The organism is Aeromonas sp. 61P (assembly GCF_051919545.1).
Lineage (GTDB): Bacteria > Pseudomonadota > Gammaproteobacteria > Enterobacterales > Aeromonadaceae > Aeromonas > Aeromonas veronii.
The window spans coordinates 2,659,659-2,681,122 of the sequence record NZ_JBQBEL010000001.1 but is presented as its reverse complement, the minus strand read 5'-3'; the positions used below and the strand labels follow the sequence as shown (position 1 = coordinate 2,681,122).

Below are 21,464 nucleotides of genomic sequence, written 5' to 3'. Positions count from 1 at the left end.
CAAAATGTGTAAGCAGAGGTAACAAACGTGCTGCGCGGCTTTGTCCGGGCATATCACGGTGGCACAATGCCCCTCTTTTTCGCGATCGCCCATACCCACCATGCCGCCACACGCTTCGTCGCTCCCAATGTCAACAGCTTCACTCACCCGCAGTCAGGTGCTTGGCTTCACTGCCCTGTTGATCCTGCCCCTGCTGCTGCTCGCCACCCTGCCCTGGCAGCCTTTTCTGACCGGCTCCCTGCAATCAGGCTGGTTATGGTGGTCATACGCCCTCACCCGCATGGTCGATCTTCCCGGGATCGGGGTCAGTGGCGCCCTCTTGCTGCTGACTCGCTACAAACTGAAACTGGAGCTGACCCCCTTCATTGCGCTGGGATGCGCGCTGGCAGCCCTGCTTGCCAGCGACTGGGTGCTCAAAAGCCTAATCAAGCACCTGACCGAAGAGCCCAGACCCTACCTGCTCTGGCTGGAGAGTCAGGCGCTGATCCCGGCCATCAAGCACTTCTACGCCAGTAGCGTCGATGTGCGCAGTGAACAGGTTCACGCCGCTAGCCAGTTGCTGGCCCTGCCAGAGTGGCTCGGCCACCACTGGCAAAAGGAGGTAAATTACGCCTTCCCTTCTGGCCACAGCATCGCCGCCATCAGCCTGGCCCAGTTCTTTGGCCTTATCTGGCTGGCCCGAGCCCCCACGGGCGTCTGGCTGCTGCCGTTGTGGGCGCTGGGGATTGGTCTGTCACGCATGGTAATGGGAATGCATTGGCCGGTGGATGTGCTGGCCAGCGCCCTGTTGGGCACGCTCACGGCGCTGATTGCCGCCCGCTGGTGGCTGCATAGATATTGAATCCTGCGCCATCTTGCCGCGGCTTACTGCAACGGGATGGGGGGACAAGCCTGTGCTTTTTTGCCATAATGCCGCCTCATTTTATCCCGACCGAGATCCCATGACCGACGCAGTTCATACCCTCAAGGGCCGTTTCCGTGGTTTTTACCCCGTCGTCATTGATGTTGAAACAGCCGGGTTCAACGCCAAGACCGATGCCCTGCTCGAAATCGCGGCTTACACCCTGAAAATGGATGAGCAGGGCTGGCTCGTTCCCGATCAGGTATTCCACTTTCATGTCGAGCCTTTCGAAGGGGCCAACCTGGAAAAGGCTGCGCTGGAGTTCACCGGCATCGACCCCTACAACCCGTTGCGTGGCGCTGTCTCGGAAAAAGAGGCACTGACCGAGATCTTCAAGGGGATCCGCAAGGGGATGAAGGAGCAGGATTGCGGCCGCGCCATCATAGTGGCCCACAACGCCACCTTCGATCACGGCTTCGTGATGGCTGCCGCCGAGCGTGCTGGCCTCAAGCGTAATCCGTTCCACCCGTTTGCGACCTTCGACACCGCAGCCCTCTCCGGATTGGCGCTGGGTCAGACCGTGCTGGCCAAAGCGTGCCAGAGTGCCCGCATCCCGTTTGACAATAAAGAGGCGCACTCTGCCCTCTATGACACCGAACGCACCACAGAGCTGTTCTGTCATATCGTTAACCGCTGGAAGAGCATGGGGGGTTGGCCGCCAGCGCATCCGGATGATGACACAACCGATGCTCCTGCCGACGATGAGGGGCAAGAATAAACGGACGAAGGCTGCCACTGGCAGCCTTCGCTTTTTGGGGACGTGATTGATTGCACAGCGCACCGGAAATCGCCATCAAGGTCACTATCCACCGCTGCGCACGGGATGCACGGAGACAAACAGGTCACAAACCCTCATGTTGAGCAACCTTGTGCCACATGCTGCTGCGATATGAGGGGTTTGACTGATTTTTTTCTCGACATTTGTCACATTTTTCGCAAACTAACTCCCCTTCACATGACAGACAGCAATAACAAACTATAAGGAAATCAAATGAATCCAGTTGTTATCGCAGTCGGGCTGATGCTGGTGCTCAGTCTGCTGCGGATCAATGTGGTGGTCTCGCTGGCGCTGGGGGCCATTGCTGGCGGCCTGGTCGGTGGGCTGTCGTTGACTGATACCCTCACCACCTTCAGCGGTGGTCTGGGCGGTGGCGCCGAGATTGCTCTCTCCTACGCCATGCTGGGCGCCTTTGCGGTTGCCATCTCCCGCTCCGGGATCACCGACCTGCTGGCCCGCAAGGTGATCAACCAGTTGGGCAAGGATGCCAGCTCGACCCGCATCATGTGGGTCAAAACCCTGCTGCTCTCTTCCGTGCTGGCCGTGGCGATCTCCTCCCAGAACCTGATCCCGGTTCATATCGCCTTTATTCCCATCCTGATCCCGCCGCTGCTGCATGTGATGGCGCAGATGCAGATAGACCGTCGTCAGGTGGCCTGTGTCATCACCTTTGGTCTGACAGCTACCTATATGGTGCTGCCGGTCGGCTTTGGCGGCATCTTCCTCAACAACATTCTGGCCAAGAACCTGATCGATAACGGCGTGCCCATCACCACCAGCCAGATCCCGCTGGCGATGGCCATTCCGGTCACCGGTATGGTACTGGGCCTGCTGATTGCGGTATTCATCAGCTATCGCAAACCGCGCCAGTACGATCTGGCCAAGATCCTGGATGCCGAGCCCGAAGCGGTCGAACTCAACCTCACCCACATCTGGGTGGCCCTGCTGGCCATTGGCGTAGCGCTGGGGCTACAACTGATGACCAACAGCATCGTACTGGGTGCGCTGGCCGGTTTTGTCATCTTCACCTGCGGCGGCGTTATCAAGTTTCGCGAAAGCCAGGATGCCTTCACCCAAGGGGTGCGGATGATGTCGCTGATCGGCTTCATCATGATCTCCGCCGCCGGTTTTGCCGCCGTGATGAAGGCAACTCACGGGGCGACTCTCTGGTTCAGGTGGTCGCCTCCAGCATCGGCCAGCACAAAGGGATCGCCGCCTTTCTGATGCTGCTGGTGGGCCTGCTCATCACCATGGGGATCGGTTCTTCCTTCTCCACCGTGCCTATCATCGCCACCATCTATGTGCCGCTCTGTCTGCAGCTTGGCTTCTCACCGATGGCGATCATCGCACTGGTCGGTACCGCTGGCGCGCTGGGGGATGCGGGTTCACCGGCCTCCGACTCGACGCTGGGCCCCACCTCCGGCCTCAACGCCGACGGCCAGCACGACCATATCTGGGACAGCGTGGTGCCCACCTTTATTCACTACAACATCCCGCTGGTGATCTTCGGCTGGATTGCCGCCATGGTGCTCTGATAGTCCTTCAGGCTGCGAACTCTGCACGTCACAATGCACAACAAGAAGGCGACCTGATGGTCGCCTTCTTGTTGTATTCGACTAGAAAAACAACAGCACGTTAGCTTGTGGTGACGGTGAAAAGGCACCGCTCTCTAACCCAGCGCAACCTCCTGCATGATGCTCCGATTGATAAAGTAGCGATGGCAAAACAGCAAAAAGTCCTGCAGCGGCAAGGGCCTCGAGTAGAAATAGCCCTGAATTTCATCCACCCCTATGCTCAGCACCGCCTTCAGCTCATCATTGTTTTCCACCCCTTCCGCCACCATCCGCACACCGAGTTGATGAGAGAGGCTGGTGATCGCCTCGACGAACAAGGCCTGACGGGTATCGTTGTCGATGGCAGTGATAAATGAGCGGTCGATCTTGAGTTTGTCGAAATAGAGTTCCCGCAAGTAGGAGAACGATGACCAGCCGGTACCGAAATCATCAAGGGCAACCCGTACTCCAATCTGACGCAGGGTGTCGATGATCTGCTTGCTCAGCTCGATATCATCCAGAGCAATCGTTTCGGTCAGTTCGACGATCAGCTGTTGCAGGCTTAGCGGCCCCTCTCTCATGTTCTCATCCAGCTGGGCTGCCAACTCCATAGTGAACATGGAACTCGAGAGGTTGACCGAGATCTCCAGCGGTTCAATCAAGTCGCTCGGGAAAGTAGCGAGATCAAGCTGCAAGCGCCGGAAGATCCATAACCCGAGCGCCTCCCCCAGCCCGTTATCTTCCGCCAGCGAAATGATATCGAGTGGCGGAATAAAACCGTACTCCGGGTGATTCCAGCGGATCAGTACCTCGGCTCCCAGTCGCACCGTGCCTTGACCACGGACAATCGGCTGATAGTAAAGGCTCAACTGCAAATTGCTGTGGTGCTGGATCAGCTCGCGCAACTCGGTCGACAAACGGCGGTTACGCAGATAGTGCTGATACATGCTGCTGGAGAAAACCACGTAACGATTCAGCCGCTTGCGCTTGGCACTGTCGAGGGCGATATCGGCAAACAGCAGCATCTCCTCCGGCGTGTGTACCGGTCGCACGTACTGGCTGACCCCCATAAAGACCCGCACCCGGTGGGCGGGATCAGTCGCCAAGGCGAGCCCGGCAAGTTCGTTACGCAGCTGCTCCAGAAATGGAAAGCGCAAATAGGTGGGCATAACGCCGGAAATAATGATGGCAAACTCATCGCTACCGGTGCGGGCGGCAAAGATACCGTCAACCGATACGGCGCGGATCCGCTCGGCCAGTTGCGTCAGCAATGCATCCCCCACCTCGTAGCCCAGGCTGTCATTTACCTCCCTGAAATGGCCAAGATCCACCAGACAGACGGTCACGCTACTGCGCCCCCCTTTATGTCCCGTCAGCTGCTTGAGGTGTTTGATCAAGGAGGCCCGGTTCGGCAAGCGGGTTAGCGCATCATTCCACGCAAGAAAGTGCTGGTGGCGCACTTCGCGAAACAGCATCAGCAGCATCACCACGGTCGCCAACATCAAGAAAGCCAGAATGAAGAAGTTCTGGATACGCGACGAGTTGAGTACCTCCCGCTGGGCAATAGCGGATGGACCTGTGAAATTTTTCACCATCACATCGCGGATCTCAGCCAGATCCCGAGCCAACTCCTCGGCAAAACGAGCAAGTTCTTTTGAATCTCGCTCTCCGCTGACCACGGCCTGCTCATACTTCTCGAACAGAGTCATGATCTTGCCTGCTGCCTGTTCAGCCCCAAAGCGGGTTCTCACCGGCTTGGCCTCCTCCCCGTGCAGGAAGACATCGAGCCGGTTCCAGGCAATATCAAAGCGCTTGTTCATCTCTTCCTGACTGGTCGAACCGGTACGATAGAGAGAGAGCGCTTCATCAAAGCCATGGATTTCCAACTCCAGCTGCGCCAACGCCCAGGCGGAGAGTTGGGTATAGCGGGTCACAGCATTAAAAGCACGGTCATAGTTCCAGACCGACCAGATGGCAACCCCCAAAAAGGCAGTCACCATCAGGATCAAGCTCAGAAACTTGCCGCGCAGCATCTTATTTGCTCTCGATCGCCGTCAGTTGCCACACCATCCGGCTGTGATAGAGCTCCTTGTTCAGCTCCGGGTGATCAGAGAGGGGATAGATGATCCAGAGCGGTCCTTTGTTGCGCAGGGTCAACGCCTTGCCATCCTGCTTCTCGGCCAGCAGTACCGCATATTTATCTCCATCTTCCAGCGGCACCGCCGCCCAGTAGTCATTGATGGCGACCGCCTTGACCTCCGCCCCCTTGAGACCATATATCTTGACCAGATCTCGCAGCAGCACGCCACGATAGGTGTGACCCCCCTCGGTCCAGGGGGTCTGGGTCTTGACCTCTGTTTGAGGTAAGGCCTCAAACTCGGCCCGGGTCAACACGACCTCCCCTTTACCATTGCAACAGCCATCCCCCTTGATCTTGAGGAAGGGATCATCAGCCAACACCATGCCAGAAACGAGACAGCCGGATAACAGCAATATCCTGCCAAGCCATCCACCCATGATAGACCTCCGTATCGTACTGTTTGTTTTATTGGTTTCACTCAGCCCACCCACATGGCAACGGCAGAGTCACAATGCAAAACAATGTTGCGGCAAGCAGCTCACCACAACAGGCAACCAGCATCAGGCTGTACCCGAATGCCACCAAAAGCATGGCATCCAGGCTCCGAATGTCACAACCGCACCGGAAAATATTCATGTCCCTTTGGTTCACGACCTGGCTTGTGGAACAGAAATATGACCCCCACACAGGCAAACTGACGGTACAGTCCCTATCGCAGATACAAAAAAAGGCCGCTCAATGAGCGGCCTTCTTCATAACGGGATCAGCAATCAGCTTTCGCGACGCTTGCCACCGAATTTGCGATCTTTGTTGAAGCCACCTTCACGGCGCTCCCCGCTCTTGTTGAACGGACGGTCACCCTGGGGACGGCGATCCTTGTTGAAAGGACGGTCGCCACGGAACGGACGATCACCACGGGGCGGACGGCTGCTGGTGTTGCCACCGGCCGGCACTTCGGTGTAGCGGGTGATTTGCAGCGGACGCTGGCAAACACGGGCTTTCTTGATCACTTCCAGTACATCGGCGGTCATGCCTTTCGGCAGATCGACGGTGGAGAAGTCGTCAGCGATGTCGATGTTGCCGATGAAGCGGCTCTCGATGTTTGCTTCGTTGGCGATGGCGCCCACGATCTGGCCCGGCTTGACACCGTGATGGGCACCCACGTCTACGCGGTAACGCTCCATCTCCACATCCGGGTTGTCTTTCAGCGGACGCGGCTCCAGGGACGGCATGCGACGGGCAGGACGATCGCCACGGTCACCGAAGTCACGACCGCCACGGTCGTTGAAGTCACGGCGCTCGAAGCCACCACGATCGTTGCCAGCGTTCAGCAGCGGATCCGGAATGGAGTCATCCAGCAGCAGCGGTTGGTCACCCTGTACCAGCTTGGCCAGTGCGGCAGCCAGCTCCAGCGGATCGGCAGAATCCTCTTCGATCAGCTCGTTTACCAGGTTGTGGTAGATCTCGAGCTCTTCACCCATCATGGTTTCGCGGATACGCTCCTTGAACTTGGCCAGACGATGCTGGTTGATGTCCTCGGTGCTCGGCATCTTCATCGGCTCGATGGCCTGACGGGTTGCGTGCTCGATGGCGCGCAGCATACGACGCTCGCGCGGAGCGACGAACAGGATGGCTTCGCCTTTGCGACCAGCACGACCGGTACGACCGATACGGTGAACGTAAGATTCGGTGTCGTACGGAATGTCGTAGTTCACTACGTGAGTGATGCGCTCAACGTCCAGACCACGGGCGACAACGTCGGTGGCGATCAGGATATCCAACTGGCCTTGACGCAGTTTGTCGACGGTACGCTCACGCAATTTCTGCGGGATGTCGCCGTGCAGAGCTTCACAGGCGTGACCACGGGCGGCCAGCTTGCCAGCCAGCTCTTCGGCAGCGTTCTTGGTACGCACGAACACCAGCAGGGCTTCGTAGGATTCTACTTCCAGCAGACGAGTCATGGCGTCCAGCTTGTGCAGACCGGTTACCTGCCAGTAACGCTGGCGAATAGTGGTAGCGGTAGCAGTCTTGGAGGCGATCTTGATCTCTTTGGGCTGCTTCAGGTGCTTCTGGGCCACGCGACGGATCTGCTCCGGCATGGTGGCAGAGAACAGGGCAACCTGACGAGTGCTCGGGCACTGCTCCATGATCCAGTCAACGTCGTCGATGAAGCCCATACGCAGCATTTCATCAGCTTCGTCCAGTACCAGTGCTTTCAGGCCGGAGAGGTCCAGGTTCTTGCGACGGATCAGGTCCATCACGCGGCCCGGAGTACCGACGACGACCTGGGCACCGCGACGCAGGGCGCGGGTCTGGGTTTCATAGGAGGCACCGCCGTAGATAGGCAGTACGTGGAAATCAGGCATGTGGTGGGCGTAGCGTTGGCACGCTTCAGCCACTTGCAGTGCCAGTTCGCGAGTAGGCGCCAGCACCAGGATCTGGGTGTTGCGGTTACCAGCTTCCAGACGAGACAACAGAGGCAAGGCAAAAGCAGCGGTCTTCCCTGTACCGGTTTGCGCCTGCCCCAGCAGATCGTGTCCCGCCATCAGGTGGGGAATTGCTGCGGCCTGGATCGGTGACGGGCGCTCATAGCCCACGTCCTGCAGCGCTTTCAATACAGGCGCGGCCAGTCCAAGCTCACTAAAAAGGGGCAGTTGTTCGGTATCAGACATAGATTCTTCCAGATTAAGGCAGGCGGCTAACACCGCGGAATAGCAAAAAGGCGGCGATTATAGCGCCACTTTGTTCTGCTGTCTTGAAAAATGTGATAAGCCTCTCAAGACGTTGGCAATTATAGAGGGATCTGACGAGTATGGCTTGCTTATTTTGCACTCATAGTGCGTTATTGCAGATCACTCCTCGCTGGAGTCCTTGCCCCGCTTGTGTTTGAGCACCGCCATGGTCAGTCGGCTGGTGCACAATAAACGCTCACGTTCGTCCCGAATTTCAATCTGCCACACCTGGGTTGTTGCTCCCAGATGGAGCGGCGTGCAACGCCCGGTCACCACCCCTTCCCGTTTAGCTCGCAGATGGTTGGCATTCACCTCCAGCCCCACACAGTAGCTATCTGGCCCGACCGCCATATTGGCGGCAATCGATCCCAAGGTTTCCGCCAGCACCACAGATGCGCCGCCATGCAGCATGCCAAGGGGCTGGTGAGTGCGATGATCCACCGGCATGGTCGCTTCAAGCCAATCGGAGCCAAAAGCCGTGTAGAGGATGTCGAGGTGGGCCATCAGGGTGTTGCGAGAGGTGGCGTTGAGCCCCTCCAGGCTCATGGGTTTACGCCAGATGGGCGCAATATCGTGACTCATTTCGAGCAGACTCCTTTGTAAGCGATGAATGCGTACCGATATGGGTGAAACGCCCTCCACCGGCAACATGGTTCGGTTATATGAGTTGTTGGTTACCGGGTGACGTGGTAACAACGCAGCCCCGCCCCGGCGCTGCGTGTTACACAATCATGCCCTTAAGCGGGATGTCACCAGGGGTAGGTAACGCCAGGCCACTCGGACCAAGGCACTTCTCGCCCCGGCAGACGGGGTTCTGGCCACTGCCACACCCTGGCGAGCCAGTCGCGCAGCTGAATCTCCAACTCCTCATCCGTGATGGGCGCCTCGGCCACCTTCCAGAAGAAGAGCTCCACCGCGACCTCAGGCAGCACCGAGGGGTAGAGATAAACCCCGCCCCAAAATTGCGGCTCCCGATCCGGGCTCCAGAGGCCATAGGCAAAGGAGCGCTTGGCCAGAAACTCCGACTGCTGCCACTCCAGATCCCCTTCGTGCTGGCTCAGGCTGAAGTTGGCCGAGGGCCAGAGATCGTTCGGGCGAAACAGCTGATGGAGCTGCTCGCGCTCGCGCAACATGGCGACAAACTCCACCACAGCCTGAGCTGGGGTGGCGGGTAACAGCAAGAAACGTGGATGCCGATAGGCCTTCGGCACCCGAAACCGCTTGGGGAACGTCAGCATCAGAGCAGCTCCAGCAGGGCTTGCAATGGATGTTTGAGCTTTTCTCCCTCCATCCGCTTGACCTGACTGCGGCACGAATAGCCGGTCGCCAGGCAGCGCGCTTTGGGTAGACGGGCGAGCGGGTCGGCCCAGCTCAACCCATAGATCCCCTTGGAGTTCTCCACCTGTTTGACGTCGTGACCATAGGTGCCCGCCATACCGCAACAACCCACAGAGACAGGCTGCAAGCTGGCCCCGAAGCGGCCAAACAGGGTACTCCAGTCGCCGTGTGTGGAGGGCTTGGCGGTCTTCTCGGTGCAGTGGGCAAAGAGATACCAGGGCTCGCCCCCCTCCTCGCTCTTTGCCTTGTTGGCACTAGCAGGCAGTTGATCTGCCGGCAGCGAGAGCAGCCACTCCTGCGGCAACAACACCTGAAAATCGCCGCGAGCCGACCCCAGCGCCTTGGCATACTCGTCGCGATAGCAGAGCACCATGGCCGGATCCACCCCCACCATGGGAATGCCAAGCGCCGCCACCTTGTTGAGGAACTGGGCGCTGTTGGCAGCAGTGCGGGCAAAGGCGCGCAGGAACCCCTTGATATGCTGGGGCTTGCCGTTGGGTTTAAAGGGCAACAGATAGGGCTGGAACCCGAGCTTGCCGGCGAGTCTCACCAGGTCGCGCACCACGGGGGCATCGTAATAACTGGTGAAGGGATCCTGCACGATGAGCACTACCTGCTTGCGCTGCTCGGCGCTCATGCGCTCCAGACCCGGCAGATCAAAATAGCGGGCACGGTTATCGTGCAGGCTCTCGGCCAAGGTCGGCACCGAGAGCAGCGGCACATCGACCATGCCGATGCTCTTCTCGGTCGCCTTCTGGGCCCACTCTTTTTCGAGGAAGAAGTTGACCAGCTTCGGCGCCTTGGCGAGCAGCGGCGCATAGCTTTCAACGGTGCCGACGAAGTAATCCTTGGGGGCGCGCAGGTAGCGGCCGTGGTAGAGCTGCATAAAGCGGGCGCGAAAATCGGGTACATCCACCTTGATCGGGCACTGGCTGGTACATGCCTTGCAGGCCAGACAGCCCGCCATCGCCTCCATCACCTCGTGGGAGAAATCATACTCGCCGCGCTGTTTGGCCCAGCTGTTGCGCACCTTGTCCACCAGCTGTTTGAAGCGCACACCACCTGATTGCAGCGCCACCTCTTCCGCCAGCGGGTCGAAGCCCTGCTCTGCCAGCTGACGCAACCATTCACGCATCAGGCCCGCCCGTCCCTTGGGGGAGTGGCGACGATCGCGGCTGATCTTGACCGAGGGGCACATGGGGGAGTCGGTCTCGAAGGTGAAACAGAGGCCGTTGCCGTTGCAATCCATGGCGCGGGTGTAGCTGGTGCGCACCGCGAGCGGGATCTGGCGGTCATACTTGCCGCGCTTGGGCCCATCCACCGACACCAGCTCGGCGCCGCTGCCATACGGAATACAAATTTTGCCCGGGTTGATGCGGTTGCCCGGGTCGAACGTCCCCTTGACCCGCTGCAGCTCTTCCCACAGCTCGCCAAAGAAGGCGGGGCTGTATTCGGAGCGAAAGCCCTTGCCATGTTCCCCCCACATCAGGCCGCCATATTTGGCAGTGAGCGCTACCACCTGATCGGAGATGCGGCGCAGTAGCACCTCCTGCTCGGGATCGCACAAATCCAGCGCCGGGCGCACGTGCAGCACACCGGCATCGACGTGGCCGAACATGCCGTAGTCGAGGCCGTGGGCATCCAGCAGGGCGCGAAACTCCATGATGAAATCGGCCAGTGACTCGGGCGGCACGGCGGTGTCTTCAGTGAAGGCCACCGGCTTCTTGCGCCCTTCGGCGTTGCCCAGCAGCCCCACCGACTTCTTGCGCATGGTGTAGATGGTCTCGATGCTCGGCAGGTGGTCACACACCTGATAGCCGATGATCCCCGCCTCGCCCTTGGCCAGCAGCGCGTCGATACGGCGGCAGAGCTCCGCCACCTTGGCCTTGTGTTCTGCCTCGTCGGTATCGGCAAACTCGACAATGTTGAGTCCCTGCAGATCCTTGCCGGGCACATCCTGAATAAGTTCTTTCACCGAATGCCAGATGATGTCGGCGCGGGCCAGCCCGAGCACCCGGGAGTCCACCGTCTCCACCGAGAGAGCCTGCGCCTGCACCATAAAGGGGGCATTGCGCAGGGCGGAGGGGAAGCTGTCGTACTTGACGTTGACCAGGGTGCGGTAGCGCGGGATTGGCGTGATATTGAGTTTGGCTTCGGTGATAAAGCCGAGAGACCCTTCAGATCCGCACAGCACCCGGCTCACATCCAGCGTGTCGGTATCGGGTTGATAGAGGTGCTTGAGATCGTAGCCGGTCAGAAAGCGGTTGAGCTTGGGGAAGGTCGCCTCGATGTCGGCGCAGCGCTCCTTGCCGATACGATAGAGGGTGCGATAGATCTCCCCTTCCCGACTCTCCAGCGCCAGCTTGTCGGCCAGTCGCTCACCGGTCAGCGGCTCGGTGGCCATGATGTCGCCATTCTCCAGCACCGCTTTGAGGCCAAGCACGTGATCCGAGGTTTTGCCGTAGACCAGAGACCCCTGCCCCGAGGCGTCGGTGTTGATCATGCCCCCTAAGGTGGCGCGGTTGGAGGTGGAGAGATCCGGCGAGAAGAAGTAGCTATGGGGCTTGAGATAGGCGTTGAGCTGGTCTTTCACCACCCCGGCCTGGGCGCGCACCCACCCCTCCTCCAGATTAATTTCCATGATCTGGTTCATATAACGGGAGAGATCGACGATAATGCCGCCGCCCAATGACTGACCATTGGTGCCGGTACCGCCACCGCGAGGGAAAAAACTCAGGGAGGCGAACGCCGGCTCTGCGGCCAGCTTGAGCATTGCTGCTATGTCGTCCGCACTGCGCGGATAGAGAACCGCCTGAGGTACTACCTGATAGACGCTGTTATCCGTCGCCATCGCCAACCGGCTTGCATAAGACTTTTCGATATCACCACGAAATGCGCTGCGCTCTAGCAACTCAAGAAACTGCAGGGTTGCGGGTGACAAACTGTCCTGGTAATCGAGTCTCGGGATCATGAATCCTTGTTCCCATCCTTTGCTTGATGCCGGCACGCCGGCGACAACGACTGGCCAGCCACCTGTCAATGGCAGTCAGGCCAGTCCGCTCACATGTGAGCGGGCAGTATATCAGCTAGAAAACCGCTTGCGCTTGGCAATATTCACCATTTGAAAGGAGGACTTTTATGGCTCACCACAGCCATGTTATCAGTACGCTGGTCACCACCGAAAAACAGGCGCTTACCCTGTCGCTGTTCGGTTGTATTACCTTTGCCATCTTCGGCATCGGCTACGGCCTCTTCGTTGGCTCCAACGCCATCATGCTCGATGGTATCTTCACCCTGTTCAGCATGGGCATGACAGGCCTCGGTCTTGTTACCGCCTATCTCGTTACCCGCCCTTCCGATGCGCGCTTCCAGTATGGCTACGCCCACTTCGAGCCCATCACCAACGTCATCAATGGCACCATTATTCTGCTGCTCTGCCTTGGCGCTCTCTATAGCGGCATCACCACCCTGCTGGAGGGAGGACGGGAGATCGATCTCGGCCACGCCCTCATCTATGCCGCCGTCTCCACCTTCTTCTGCGCCATCATCTATCGCATCGAAGCCCAGGTTGCCGAACAGGTAGACTCCGAGCTGGTGCGGGTCGACTCCAAGGAGTGGCTGGTGGATACCCTGCTCAGCGCCACCCTGCTTATCGGTTTCGTAGTCGCCATTGGCCTCGATGCCATCGGCTGCGGCCAATACAACCGCTACATAGACCCGGTGCTGGTCTCGCTGCTGGCCCTCTGCGCCACTCTCATTCCCATCAAGGTGCTCGGTCGCAACCTGCGGGAAGTGTTGAAGATCGCCCCCAAGGGAGATGTGCCACGGCAAGTCGAGCAGGAGATCGAGGCGCTGCGCCAGCGCCACGGCATCGAGTGCTACAGCCATCTGGCCAAAAGCGGTCGCCGCTTCGATCTGGAATTGAACATTCTGGTGGCGCCGGGTCAGGAGTGGCCCGTCGAACGTCAGGATGCACTGCGTCAGGAGCTCTGGTCTCGCCTTGGCGACACCCTGGGGGATGCCTGGCTCTCGGTCTGTTTCACCCGCGAAAAGCGCTGGTTGTAACGACCGCACGGGGGAGAGCGGCACGGCCGCCTCCCCCTGTCGCATCACAACCCCATCACGCCACGCTGACACTGCTCTTGCCAAATTGGCGCCAGCCGCTATCATCAGGGCTCATTTTTCACCCGAGGTTTTATTGCCCATCATGGACAATCCCCGAAGTTGCCCTTCGTCTATTTCTGTCAAAGCCTATCTTTTTCTGCTTAATCAGCGCCTCTGAATAACACCTTTGCCTTGCTGTTACTGCGGCCATCGTGCGCCGTGATCACTCTCTGCTCTGTCTGTTTTTATTGAGGTCATACAATGGAATTGCTGCTGGATCCCCACATCTGGATTGGTCTGTTTACCCTGATCATTCTGGAAATCGTACTGGGGATCGACAACCTGGTCTTTATCGCCATTCTGGTGAAAAAACTGCCCCCCGCCCAACGGGACAAGGCGCGCATTATCGGCCTGTCGCTGGCCCTGTTGATGCGACTTGGGCTCTTGAGCGTCATGTCATGGCTGGTCACCCTGACCACCCCGATTTTGCACCTGTGGGATCACCCCTTCTCCGGTCGGGACCTGATCCTGATGGGGGGCGGCCTGTTCCTGCTGTTCAAGGCCACCTCCGAGCTGCACGAGCGGCTGGAAGCCAAACCCCAGGACGACGGCCCGGTTGGCGCCTACGCCAGCTTTGGGGTGGTGATCGCCCAAATTCTGGTGCTGGATGCGGTCTTCTCGCTCGACTCCATCATCACTGCCGTCGGCATGGTGGAACACCTGGGCGTGATGATGGCCGCCGTGACCATCGCCATGGTGGTGATGGTGCTCGCCTCCAAGCCGCTGACCCGCTTCGTTAACGCCCACCCCACCGTGGTGGTGCTCTGTCTGAGCTTCCTGCTGATGATCGGCTTCAGCCTGGTGGCGGAAGGGTTCGGTTTCCACATTCCGAAGGGCTACCTCTACGCGGCCATCGGCTTCTCGGTGCTGATCGAGTTTTTCAACCAGCTGGCCCAGCGCAGCGCCATGCGTCACGAATCCAAACAGCCCCTGCGCGAGCGCACCACCGCCGCCATCTTCAAGCTGATGGGCAGCAAGGCCTATCAGGATCAGCCGGATGACGATCTGGATGCCCCAGCCGTAGCGCCGGTGAGCTTTGGCGAGGAGGAGCGCTATATGGTGACCGGGGTGCTGTCGCTGGCCGAGCGCTCCATTCGCACCATCATGACCCCGCGCTCGGAGATGGCCTGGATTGATATCAACGACTCCAGCGACGAGATCCGCGCCCTGCTGCAGCGCGAACCCCACAGCCTGTTCCCCATCTGTGACGGGGATCTGGACGAGGTGATCGGAGTGGTCAAGGCGCGCGATCTGCTGTTTGCCTTGAACGAAGGGCAATCTTTGAGCGAACTGGCCAAGCAGAACGATCCCATTATCGTGCCGCAGACCATCAACGTGATCCGCCTGCTGGCGGAGCTGCGCAAAGCCAAGGGGAGCCTTATTCTGGTCTCCGACGAGTTTGGCGTGATCCAGGGGCTGGTCACCACCCACGATCTACTGGAGGCCATCGTCGGCGAGCTGCCGGACGAGGACGAAAGCCCGGATATCGTGCGCGATGGCGAAGGGTGGCTGATCAACGGCAGCACCAACATCCATCATGTGGAGCAGGTGCTGGAGCACGAGGGGCTGGTGAGCGAGAGCGATGAATACGTAACCCTGGCGGGCATGCTGCTCTCCCACTTCGGCACTCTGCCCACCCCGGGCCAGCAGTTGCAACTGCAGCAGCTCAACTTCGAGGTGATCGAGGTGAGCGAGCGGCGCATCGAGCGGGTGAAAGTGATGCCCGCCACGGCTTGAGCCTGCCACCAGCAGAATACAGAAGAGGGCCAGACGGCCCTCTTTTTTATGCCTAAACGCCTCTTTCCTAACGGTTTGCGCTGATTGCTGCATCAAGTGCAATTCTCTTGTGCAATTACCCCTCTTTTTCACAACAAGATGGCGGCATAAAGTGGCTTCACTTCCACCATGAGGAACTCAAGATGAGCCACGATCACCTGTTCTGCCCGCTGCGCCTCGGCCAGCTGCACCTTGCCAACCGCATCGTCATGCCCCCCATGACCCGCTCCCGTGCCAGTCAGCCGGGTGACGTGGCCAACGCCATGATGGCCAACTACTACGCCCAGCGCGCCGAGGCGGGCCTGATCATCAGCGAAGGCACCCAAATCGACCCCATGGGCAAGGGCTATGCCTGGACGCCAGGCATCTACAGCGCAGAGCAGATCGCTGGCTGGAAGCTTGTGACCGATGCCGTGCATGCCAAGGGGGGCACCATCTTCGCCCAGCTCTGGCACGTGGGCCGGGTCACCCATCCGGATAACATCGGCGGCGCCCAGCCCATCTCCGCTTCAGCCCTGCCCGCAGTGGGCGTCAAGGTGTTCGTCGATAACGGCAGCGATGCGCCGGGCTTTGTCGAGACAGTCACCCCGCGCGCCATGACCCAGGCCGATATCGATGCGGTAGTGGGACAGTTCCGTCAGGCGGCCCGCAACGCCATCAGCGCCGGTTTTGACGGCATCGAGCTGCACGCAGCCAACGGTTATCTCATCAACCAGTTCCTCGACTCCGAATCCAACGCCCGCACCGACAGTTACGGCGGATCGCTGGAAAACCGGCTGCGCTTTCTCAAAGAGGTGACAGAAGCGGTTAGTAGCGAAATCGGCGCCGATCGGGTCGGGGTGCGTCTTGCGCCGCTCACCACCCTCAACGGCACCGTAGATGCCAACCCGCAGGAAACCTATCTGGCGGCCGCCCGCCTGCTGGGCCAGCTCAACGTGGTCTACCTGCACATTGCCGAAGCGGACTGGGACGATGCCCCCCTGATGCCGGAGAACTTCAAGCAGGGTCTGCGGGATGCCTTCCCCAACACCCTGATCTACGCCGGTAAATATGATGGCAAGCGGGCTCGCGCCGCCCTCGACGCGGGCTGGGCCGACATGATTGGCTTTGGCCGCCCCTTCGTCGCCAACCCGGATCTGCCGAACCGGCTGCGCCACGGCTATCCGCTGGCCCCCCACGATCCGGCTACCCTGTTTGGCGGCGGCGAGAAGGGGCTGACAGACTACCCCGTCTACCAGGCCGATGACGCAGCGACCAGCTGCTGATTGCCAATGGCCAACCGGCCACGTAACGCAGGCCCCACTGGTTGGGGCCTGCCGTATTGTTGCCCATTCGCAGCAGTGGCAGTTTCTCTGTATTGCTGTTGCAATGACCTCGTTGTTCTCTCCCCTCGCTTTCACAAGGAGTCATCATGAATCACACCCAAGCCTGGTGCTGGCATGCCCCCGGTGAACCGACCCAGCTTACCCTCGTCGACCTGCCCCTGACACCGCTCGCCCCTGACGAGGTACTGGTGGCAAACCGGGTTATCGCCTTCAATCCGGTGGACTGGAAGCTGATCGAATATGGCCACTCCAACTGGCAGGATGGTCAGGTGCCCGGCGTCGATGGCATGGGTACTATCGTGGCCCTCGGCGCCAACGTCAGCCATCTGCGTCTCGGCGCCCGGGTCGCCTATCACACCGACCTGCGCCACCACGGCAGCTTTGCCCGCCACACCCGGGTACCGGCCCGCGCCCTGCTGCCAGTGCCCTAAGTGACGAGGCGGCCGCCGCTCTGCCCTGTCCCGGCCTCACCGCGTGGCAGGCGCTGGCCAAGCTGCCGCGCCTGCACGGGGAAGCGCTGCTCATCACAGGTGCTGGCAGCAGCGTCGGCCGTTTTGCGGTGCAGCTCGCCCTCCAGCAGGGGGCGCGGGTCTTTGCCAGCGCCAGCTCACGCCACCATCACTGGCTCAAGCAGATAGGTGTGCAGGGGGTGGCCGATTATCGGGATCCCGACTGGCTGGCCACTTTGCAGGCGGCCAACGGCAACGAGCCGTTTGAGGGGATCATCGATCTGGTCTCCAGCCAACAGGCAGAGAGCCTGCTGCCTGCCCTTGGCTACTACGGTCACATGGTGACTGTGCTGGGGCGCATCCCGCACAACCCGCTACCCGCCTTTAGCCATTGCCACTCGTTGCACGAGATTGCGCTCGGTGCCCAGCACGCCTTTGGCAGCGACAAACAGTGGAGTCGGCTGGTGGCCGCCGGTGTCGCCATGATGGAGCAGATGGCGAGCGGCGAGCTGACCCTGCCGCCGCTGGTGGTCGGCGACTTTGAGGCACTGCCTACTCTGCTCGAGCGCTTCAAGCGCGAAGGACAGGGTGAGAAGTTTCTGGTGCGAGTGGCATAACGCTGACCTTCCCTGATAACCATACCGACCATTGAAACGAAAGAGGCCCGCCAGTGATGGCGGGCCTCTCTTTATATAGTACATGTCATCTCGACTTCATTGGCGCCTGACTCAGTGCAGGATCACCTCGTGGGTCTCGGCATAACTGCGGATCTCCCGGGTCAGCCGCGCCTTGTCGGCCAGAGAGAGCCAGCTCGCCTCCACCGCATTGAGCGACAAGCGGCAGAGCTGGCTCATGGTCGCGCCAAGGCCATCGGCCAGCGCCACAAAGTTGGCATTCATATAGCCGCCAAAGTAGGCGGGATCGTCGGAGTTGATGGTGACGCAGAGCCCCTGCTCCAGCAGCCGCAACACATTGTGCTGGGCCATATCGCCGAACACCTTGAGTCTTGTGTTGGAGAGGGGGCAGACGGTGAGCGGCAGCCGGGTATCCGCCAGATAGCGCAGCAGCTCGGGATCGTCTGCCGAACGCACCCCGTGATCGATGCGGCATACCTTCAGCTCGTTGATCGCCTGCCAGATGTAGTCGGCAGGGCCCTCTTCACCTGCGTGGGCCACCACCGGCAACCCCAGCTCGCGGCATTTGGCAAAGACCCGGGCAAATTTAGTGGGCGGATTGCCCCTCTCCCCGAGTCGAGGCCGATGCCGTGAATCCGTGACAGGAAGGGCTCCGCCTCCTCCAACGTAGCGAACGCCTCCTCTTCGCTCAGGTGGCGCAAAAAGCTCATGATAAGGCGCCAGCTGATGCCAAACTCCTTCTCCCCGCTCTGCAACGCCCGCTCGATACCGCCCAGCACGGTAGCAAAGGGGATACCGCGGGCAGTGTGGGTCTGCGGGTCGAAGAAGATCTCCACATGCACCACCTTGTCGGCGGCGCAACGCTCAAGATAGGCCCAGGTGAGGTCGAAGAAGTCCTGCTCGGTCACCAGCACGCTGGCGCCGCGATAGTAGAGATCGAGAAAGGATTGCAGGCAGTCAAAGTCATAGGCGGCGCGCACGCTGGCCACGTCGGGCCAGGGCAGTGGCACGCCGTTGCGGCGGCCCAGCTCAAACATCAACTCGGGTTCGAGGCTGCCCTCGATATGCAGGTGCAGCTCCAGTTTCGGCAATCCGGCGATAAATTGCGCGGCGGTGAGGTGTTCGGGTGTGACTGGCTTGGAAATCGGGGTGTCCATAGCAACGGCTCCATCAGCAAAGTGATCCGGCGTCAGCCCCTCCACCAGACTGACCCGACGGCAGCTTTATTGTGCACCGAAGTGGCGAGACAGGGGAGACTTGTCATCAAACAGACTTATAATGGCGTCACAAAAATCATAAATGATTGAACATCTTAACGATTGGCGGCTCGCCTGCGCCCTGACAAGGAGTTTTCATGAAGAAGAACGTCATCTGCGATATCGACGGTGTCATCCTGCACAACAACGATCTCATCCCTGGTGCCGACCGTTTCGTCCATCGCCTGCTGGAGCAGGGCAGCAAGCTCTTGTTCCTCACCAACTACCCGGCCCAGACCCAGAAAGATCTGCAAAACCGCTTCCGCTCCGCCGGGATCGAGGTGCCGGAGGAGTGCTTCTATACCTCCGCCATGGGCACCGCCGACTTCCTCAAGCGTCAGGATGGCAAGAAGGCCTATGTGATCGGCGAAGGGGCGCTGACCCACGAGCTCTACAAGGCCGGCTTTACCATCACCGACATAGACCCGGACTTCGTGGTGGTTGGCGAGACCCGCAACTACAACTGGACCATGATGCAACAGGGGGCCAAGTTCGTCGATCAGGGGGCCCGCTTTATCGCCACCAACCCCGATACCCACGGCCCCATGATGCACCCGGCCTGCGGCGCCCTGTGCGCCCCCATCGAGCGGATGACCGGCAAGAAGCCGTTTTATGTCGGCAAACCGAGCGCCTGGATCATCCGTGCGGCGCTCAACCGGATGGAGGCCCACTCCGACGACACCATCATCATCGGCGACAACCTGCGCACCGACATTCTGGCGGGCTTTCAGGCCGGTCTCGAAACGGTGCTGGTGCTCTCCGGGGTGAGCAAGGTCGCCGATATCGACCGCATGCCGTTTCGCCCGAACCATATTTTCGACTCCGTGGTCGACATCGATATCGTCTAATCACCACCCAAGCGTTAAACAGGGCAGGTCTCTCCTGCCCTTGCAGGATCTGTTATGGAACCCATTCTGATCGCTGTGGCCTTTGGCTGCGGCATGGTAGTCAATCTGATTGGCCTGCCCCCCCTGCTCGGCTTTCTGGCCGCCGGTTTTATCCTCAACGGCATGGGATATGAAAATACTCCTGCCCTGAGCGAGGTAGCCGATCTCGGCGTCACCTTGCTGCTGTTCACCATCGGTCTCAAGCTCAATATCAAGACCCTGATGCGGCGCGATGTGTGGGGTACCACCAGCCTGCACCTGCTGCTCTCCACCCTGCTCTTTACCGTGGTACTGCTGGTCTGCAAGGGACTGGGGCTTGAACTTGCCCTGTCGCTGGACTGGAAGCTGGCGCTGCTGCTGGGCTTTGCCCTCTCCTTCTCCAGCACTGTCTTTGCGGTCAAGGTGCTGGAAGATCGCAGCGACATGAATGCCCTCTACGCCCGCATCGCCATCGGGGTGCTGGTGATGCAGGATGTGTTCGCCGTGGCGTTTCTGGCCTTCTCCAGCGGCAAGTGGCCCAGTATCTGGGCGCTCTGGGTACTGGGATTGCCGCTGCTGCGCCCGCTGCTGTTCAAGCTGCTGGAGCGTGCCGGGCACGGCGAGCTGCAGGTGCTGTTCGGGGTGTTTTTGGCGCTGGTGGTCGGGGCCGCCGGTTTTGAAGTGGTCGGCCTCAAACCGGATCTCGGGGCACTGATCATCGGCATGATGCTCGCCTCTCATCCTGCTGCGGCAGGGCTTGCCAAGGCGCTCTTTAACCTCAAAGACCTCTTTCTGGTCTGCTTCTTTCTCACCATCGGCCTCAACGGCCTGCCGACCCACGACACCATGCTGCTGGCACTGGCGCTGGTGCTGGCCCTGCCGCTCAAAAGTGTCCTCTACTATCTGGTCTACAGCGGCGCACACCTGCGGGTGCGTACCGCCCTGCTCTCGACCCTGGCGCTCACCAACTTCTCGGAGTTTGGCCTGATCGTCGCCGCCATCGCCGCCAAGGCGGGCTGGCTCTCCCACGAGTGGCTGGTGGCGGTCTCGCTGGCACTGGCGGCGAGCTTTATGATCTCCGCCCCGCTCAATGCCCAGAGCGAGCGCATTTATCACCGCATCGGCCACTGGCTGCGGGGATTGCAGGCAAGCAACCTCCATCCGGAAGACAGACCCATCGAATTGGGCGATGCGGAGGTGATCATCCTCGGTATGGGGCGGATCGGTCAGGGGGCCTACTTCGAGCTGGAGAACAAGTACGGCAACGTCATCCTCGGGGTGGAGAACGACAGCGAGAAGCTACCCACCCTGCGCGCCCAGGGGATGAACGTCATCGAGGGGGATGCCACCGATACCGACTTCTGGGACAAGGTGCTGCTCTCCAATCAGGTCAATCTGGTGCTGCTGGCGATGCCCCACCATTCGGGGAATCTCTACGCCATCGAGAAGCTGCGCAGCCACGGATTCAACGGCAAGATCGCCGCCATCGTCCGTTTCGAGGACGATATCGCCTCCCTCAGAGAGCAGGGAGTGGATGCGGTATTCAACGTCTACAACGAAGCGGGCAGCGGCTTTGCCCGCCATGTGATCCGCCGCTTGCAGCCGCTTTGA

The 21,464-nt window shown here is 59.9% G+C and carries 15 protein-coding genes and 2 pseudogenes; 10 read left to right on the top strand and 7 right to left on the bottom strand.

Annotated elements, in window-relative coordinates; translation table 11 throughout:
- Positions 1 to 100 precede the first annotated feature (100 nt).
- The 3 genes and pseudogenes from ACTG2O_RS12770 (at position 101) to ACTG2O_RS12760 (ending at position 3,214) form a co-directional block, all read left to right on the top strand.
- On the top strand, positions 101 to 841 hold the full coding sequence (locus ACTG2O_RS12770; RefSeq protein ID WP_439975926.1) for a phosphatase PAP2 family protein: 741 nt from the start codon (positions 101 to 103) through the stop codon (positions 839 to 841).
- A gap of 100 nt (positions 842 to 941) precedes the next feature.
- A complete protein-coding gene (gene rnt / locus ACTG2O_RS12765; protein ID WP_005333780.1) occupies positions 942 to 1,619 on the top strand; it encodes a ribonuclease T in 678 nt (225 codons plus the stop codon).
- Positions 1,620 to 1,892: 273 nt separating this feature from the next.
- A pseudogene (locus ACTG2O_RS12760) lies at positions 1,893 to 3,214 on the top strand (Na+/H+ antiporter family protein).
- Between the two features lie 134 nt (positions 3,215 to 3,348).
- On the opposite strand, the gene ACTG2O_RS12755 reads toward ACTG2O_RS12760, so the two are convergent.
- The 6 genes from ACTG2O_RS12755 to ydiJ form a co-directional block, all read right to left on the bottom strand.
- Positions 3,349 to 5,265, bottom strand: coding sequence for a putative bifunctional diguanylate cyclase/phosphodiesterase (locus ACTG2O_RS12755; protein WP_439975924.1), 1,917 nt, complete (start codon positions 5,263 to 5,265; stop codon positions 3,349 to 3,351).
- Position 5,266: 1 nt separating this feature from the next.
- Positions 5,267 to 5,749 carry a molybdopterin-binding oxidoreductase gene (locus ACTG2O_RS12750; protein ID WP_201945397.1) on the bottom strand — a complete coding sequence of 161 codons (483 nt, stop codon included), beginning with the start codon at positions 5,747 to 5,749 and terminating at the stop codon, positions 5,267 to 5,269.
- Positions 5,750 to 6,082: 333 nt separating this feature from the next.
- Positions 6,083 to 7,984 (bottom strand): DEAD/DEAH box helicase, encoded by a 1,902-nt coding sequence (locus ACTG2O_RS12745; RefSeq protein ID WP_005337260.1) that lies wholly within the window; start codon positions 7,982 to 7,984, stop codon positions 6,083 to 6,085.
- A 180-nt stretch (positions 7,985 to 8,164) separates the two neighbouring features.
- Complete coding sequence (locus tag ACTG2O_RS12740) at positions 8,165 to 8,626, bottom strand: hotdog fold thioesterase (RefSeq protein WP_120414493.1); 462 nt, start codon at positions 8,624 to 8,626, stop codon at positions 8,165 to 8,167.
- A 167-nt stretch (positions 8,627 to 8,793) separates the two neighbouring features.
- The gene (locus tag ACTG2O_RS12735; RefSeq protein WP_120414494.1) at positions 8,794 to 9,282 is read right to left on the bottom strand and encodes a hypothetical protein; all 489 of its coding nucleotides are present in this window, start codon (positions 9,280 to 9,282) and stop codon (positions 8,794 to 8,796) included.
- Positions 9,282 to 12,353 (bottom strand): D-2-hydroxyglutarate dehydrogenase YdiJ, encoded by a 3,072-nt coding sequence (gene ydiJ / locus ACTG2O_RS12730; protein WP_439975922.1) that lies wholly within the window; start codon positions 12,351 to 12,353, stop codon positions 9,282 to 9,284. Before ydiJ ends, ACTG2O_RS12735 begins: the two co-directional genes overlap by 1 nt.
- 167 nt (positions 12,354 to 12,520) lie before the next feature.
- Here ydiJ and ACTG2O_RS12725 point away from each other — a divergent pair, with 167 nt between their 5' ends.
- From ACTG2O_RS12725 to ACTG2O_RS12705, 5 genes are all read left to right on the top strand, one after another.
- Positions 12,521 to 13,447 carry a cation diffusion facilitator family transporter gene (locus ACTG2O_RS12725; protein ID WP_439975920.1) on the top strand — a complete coding sequence of 309 codons (927 nt, stop codon included), beginning with the start codon at positions 12,521 to 12,523 and terminating at the stop codon, positions 13,445 to 13,447.
- Positions 13,448 to 13,747: 300 nt separating this feature from the next.
- Positions 13,748 to 15,283 carry a TerC family protein gene (locus ACTG2O_RS12720; RefSeq protein WP_236285455.1) on the top strand — a complete coding sequence of 512 codons (1,536 nt, stop codon included), beginning with the start codon at positions 13,748 to 13,750 and terminating at the stop codon, positions 15,281 to 15,283.
- Positions 15,284 to 15,465: 182 nt separating this feature from the next.
- Positions 15,466 to 16,587, top strand: a complete 1,122-nt coding sequence (locus ACTG2O_RS12715; protein WP_236285454.1) for an alkene reductase — start codon at positions 15,466 to 15,468, stop codon at positions 16,585 to 16,587.
- A gap of 146 nt (positions 16,588 to 16,733) precedes the next feature.
- Positions 16,734 to 17,078 carry an alcohol dehydrogenase catalytic domain-containing protein gene (locus tag ACTG2O_RS12710; RefSeq protein ID WP_439975917.1) on the top strand — a complete coding sequence of 115 codons (345 nt, stop codon included), beginning with the start codon at positions 16,734 to 16,736 and terminating at the stop codon, positions 17,076 to 17,078.
- A 128-nt stretch (positions 17,079 to 17,206) separates the two neighbouring features.
- The gene (locus tag ACTG2O_RS12705; protein WP_439975916.1) at positions 17,207 to 17,713 is read left to right on the top strand and encodes a hypothetical protein; all 507 of its coding nucleotides are present in this window, start codon (positions 17,207 to 17,209) and stop codon (positions 17,711 to 17,713) included.
- 111 nt (positions 17,714 to 17,824) lie between these two features.
- On the opposite strand, the pseudogene ACTG2O_RS12700 reads toward ACTG2O_RS12705, so the two are convergent.
- Positions 17,825 to 18,888: pseudogene (locus ACTG2O_RS12700) on the bottom strand (adenosine deaminase).
- A 197-nt stretch (positions 18,889 to 19,085) separates the two neighbouring features.
- Here ACTG2O_RS12700 and ACTG2O_RS12695 point away from each other — a divergent pair.
- Positions 19,086 to 19,835, top strand: coding sequence for an HAD-IIA family hydrolase (locus ACTG2O_RS12695; protein WP_005337281.1), 750 nt, complete (start codon positions 19,086 to 19,088; stop codon positions 19,833 to 19,835).
- Positions 19,836 to 19,889: 54 nt separating this feature from the next.
- Positions 19,890 to 21,464 (top strand): cation:proton antiporter family protein, encoded by a 1,575-nt coding sequence (locus ACTG2O_RS12690; RefSeq protein WP_019446569.1) that lies wholly within the window; start codon positions 19,890 to 19,892, stop codon positions 21,462 to 21,464.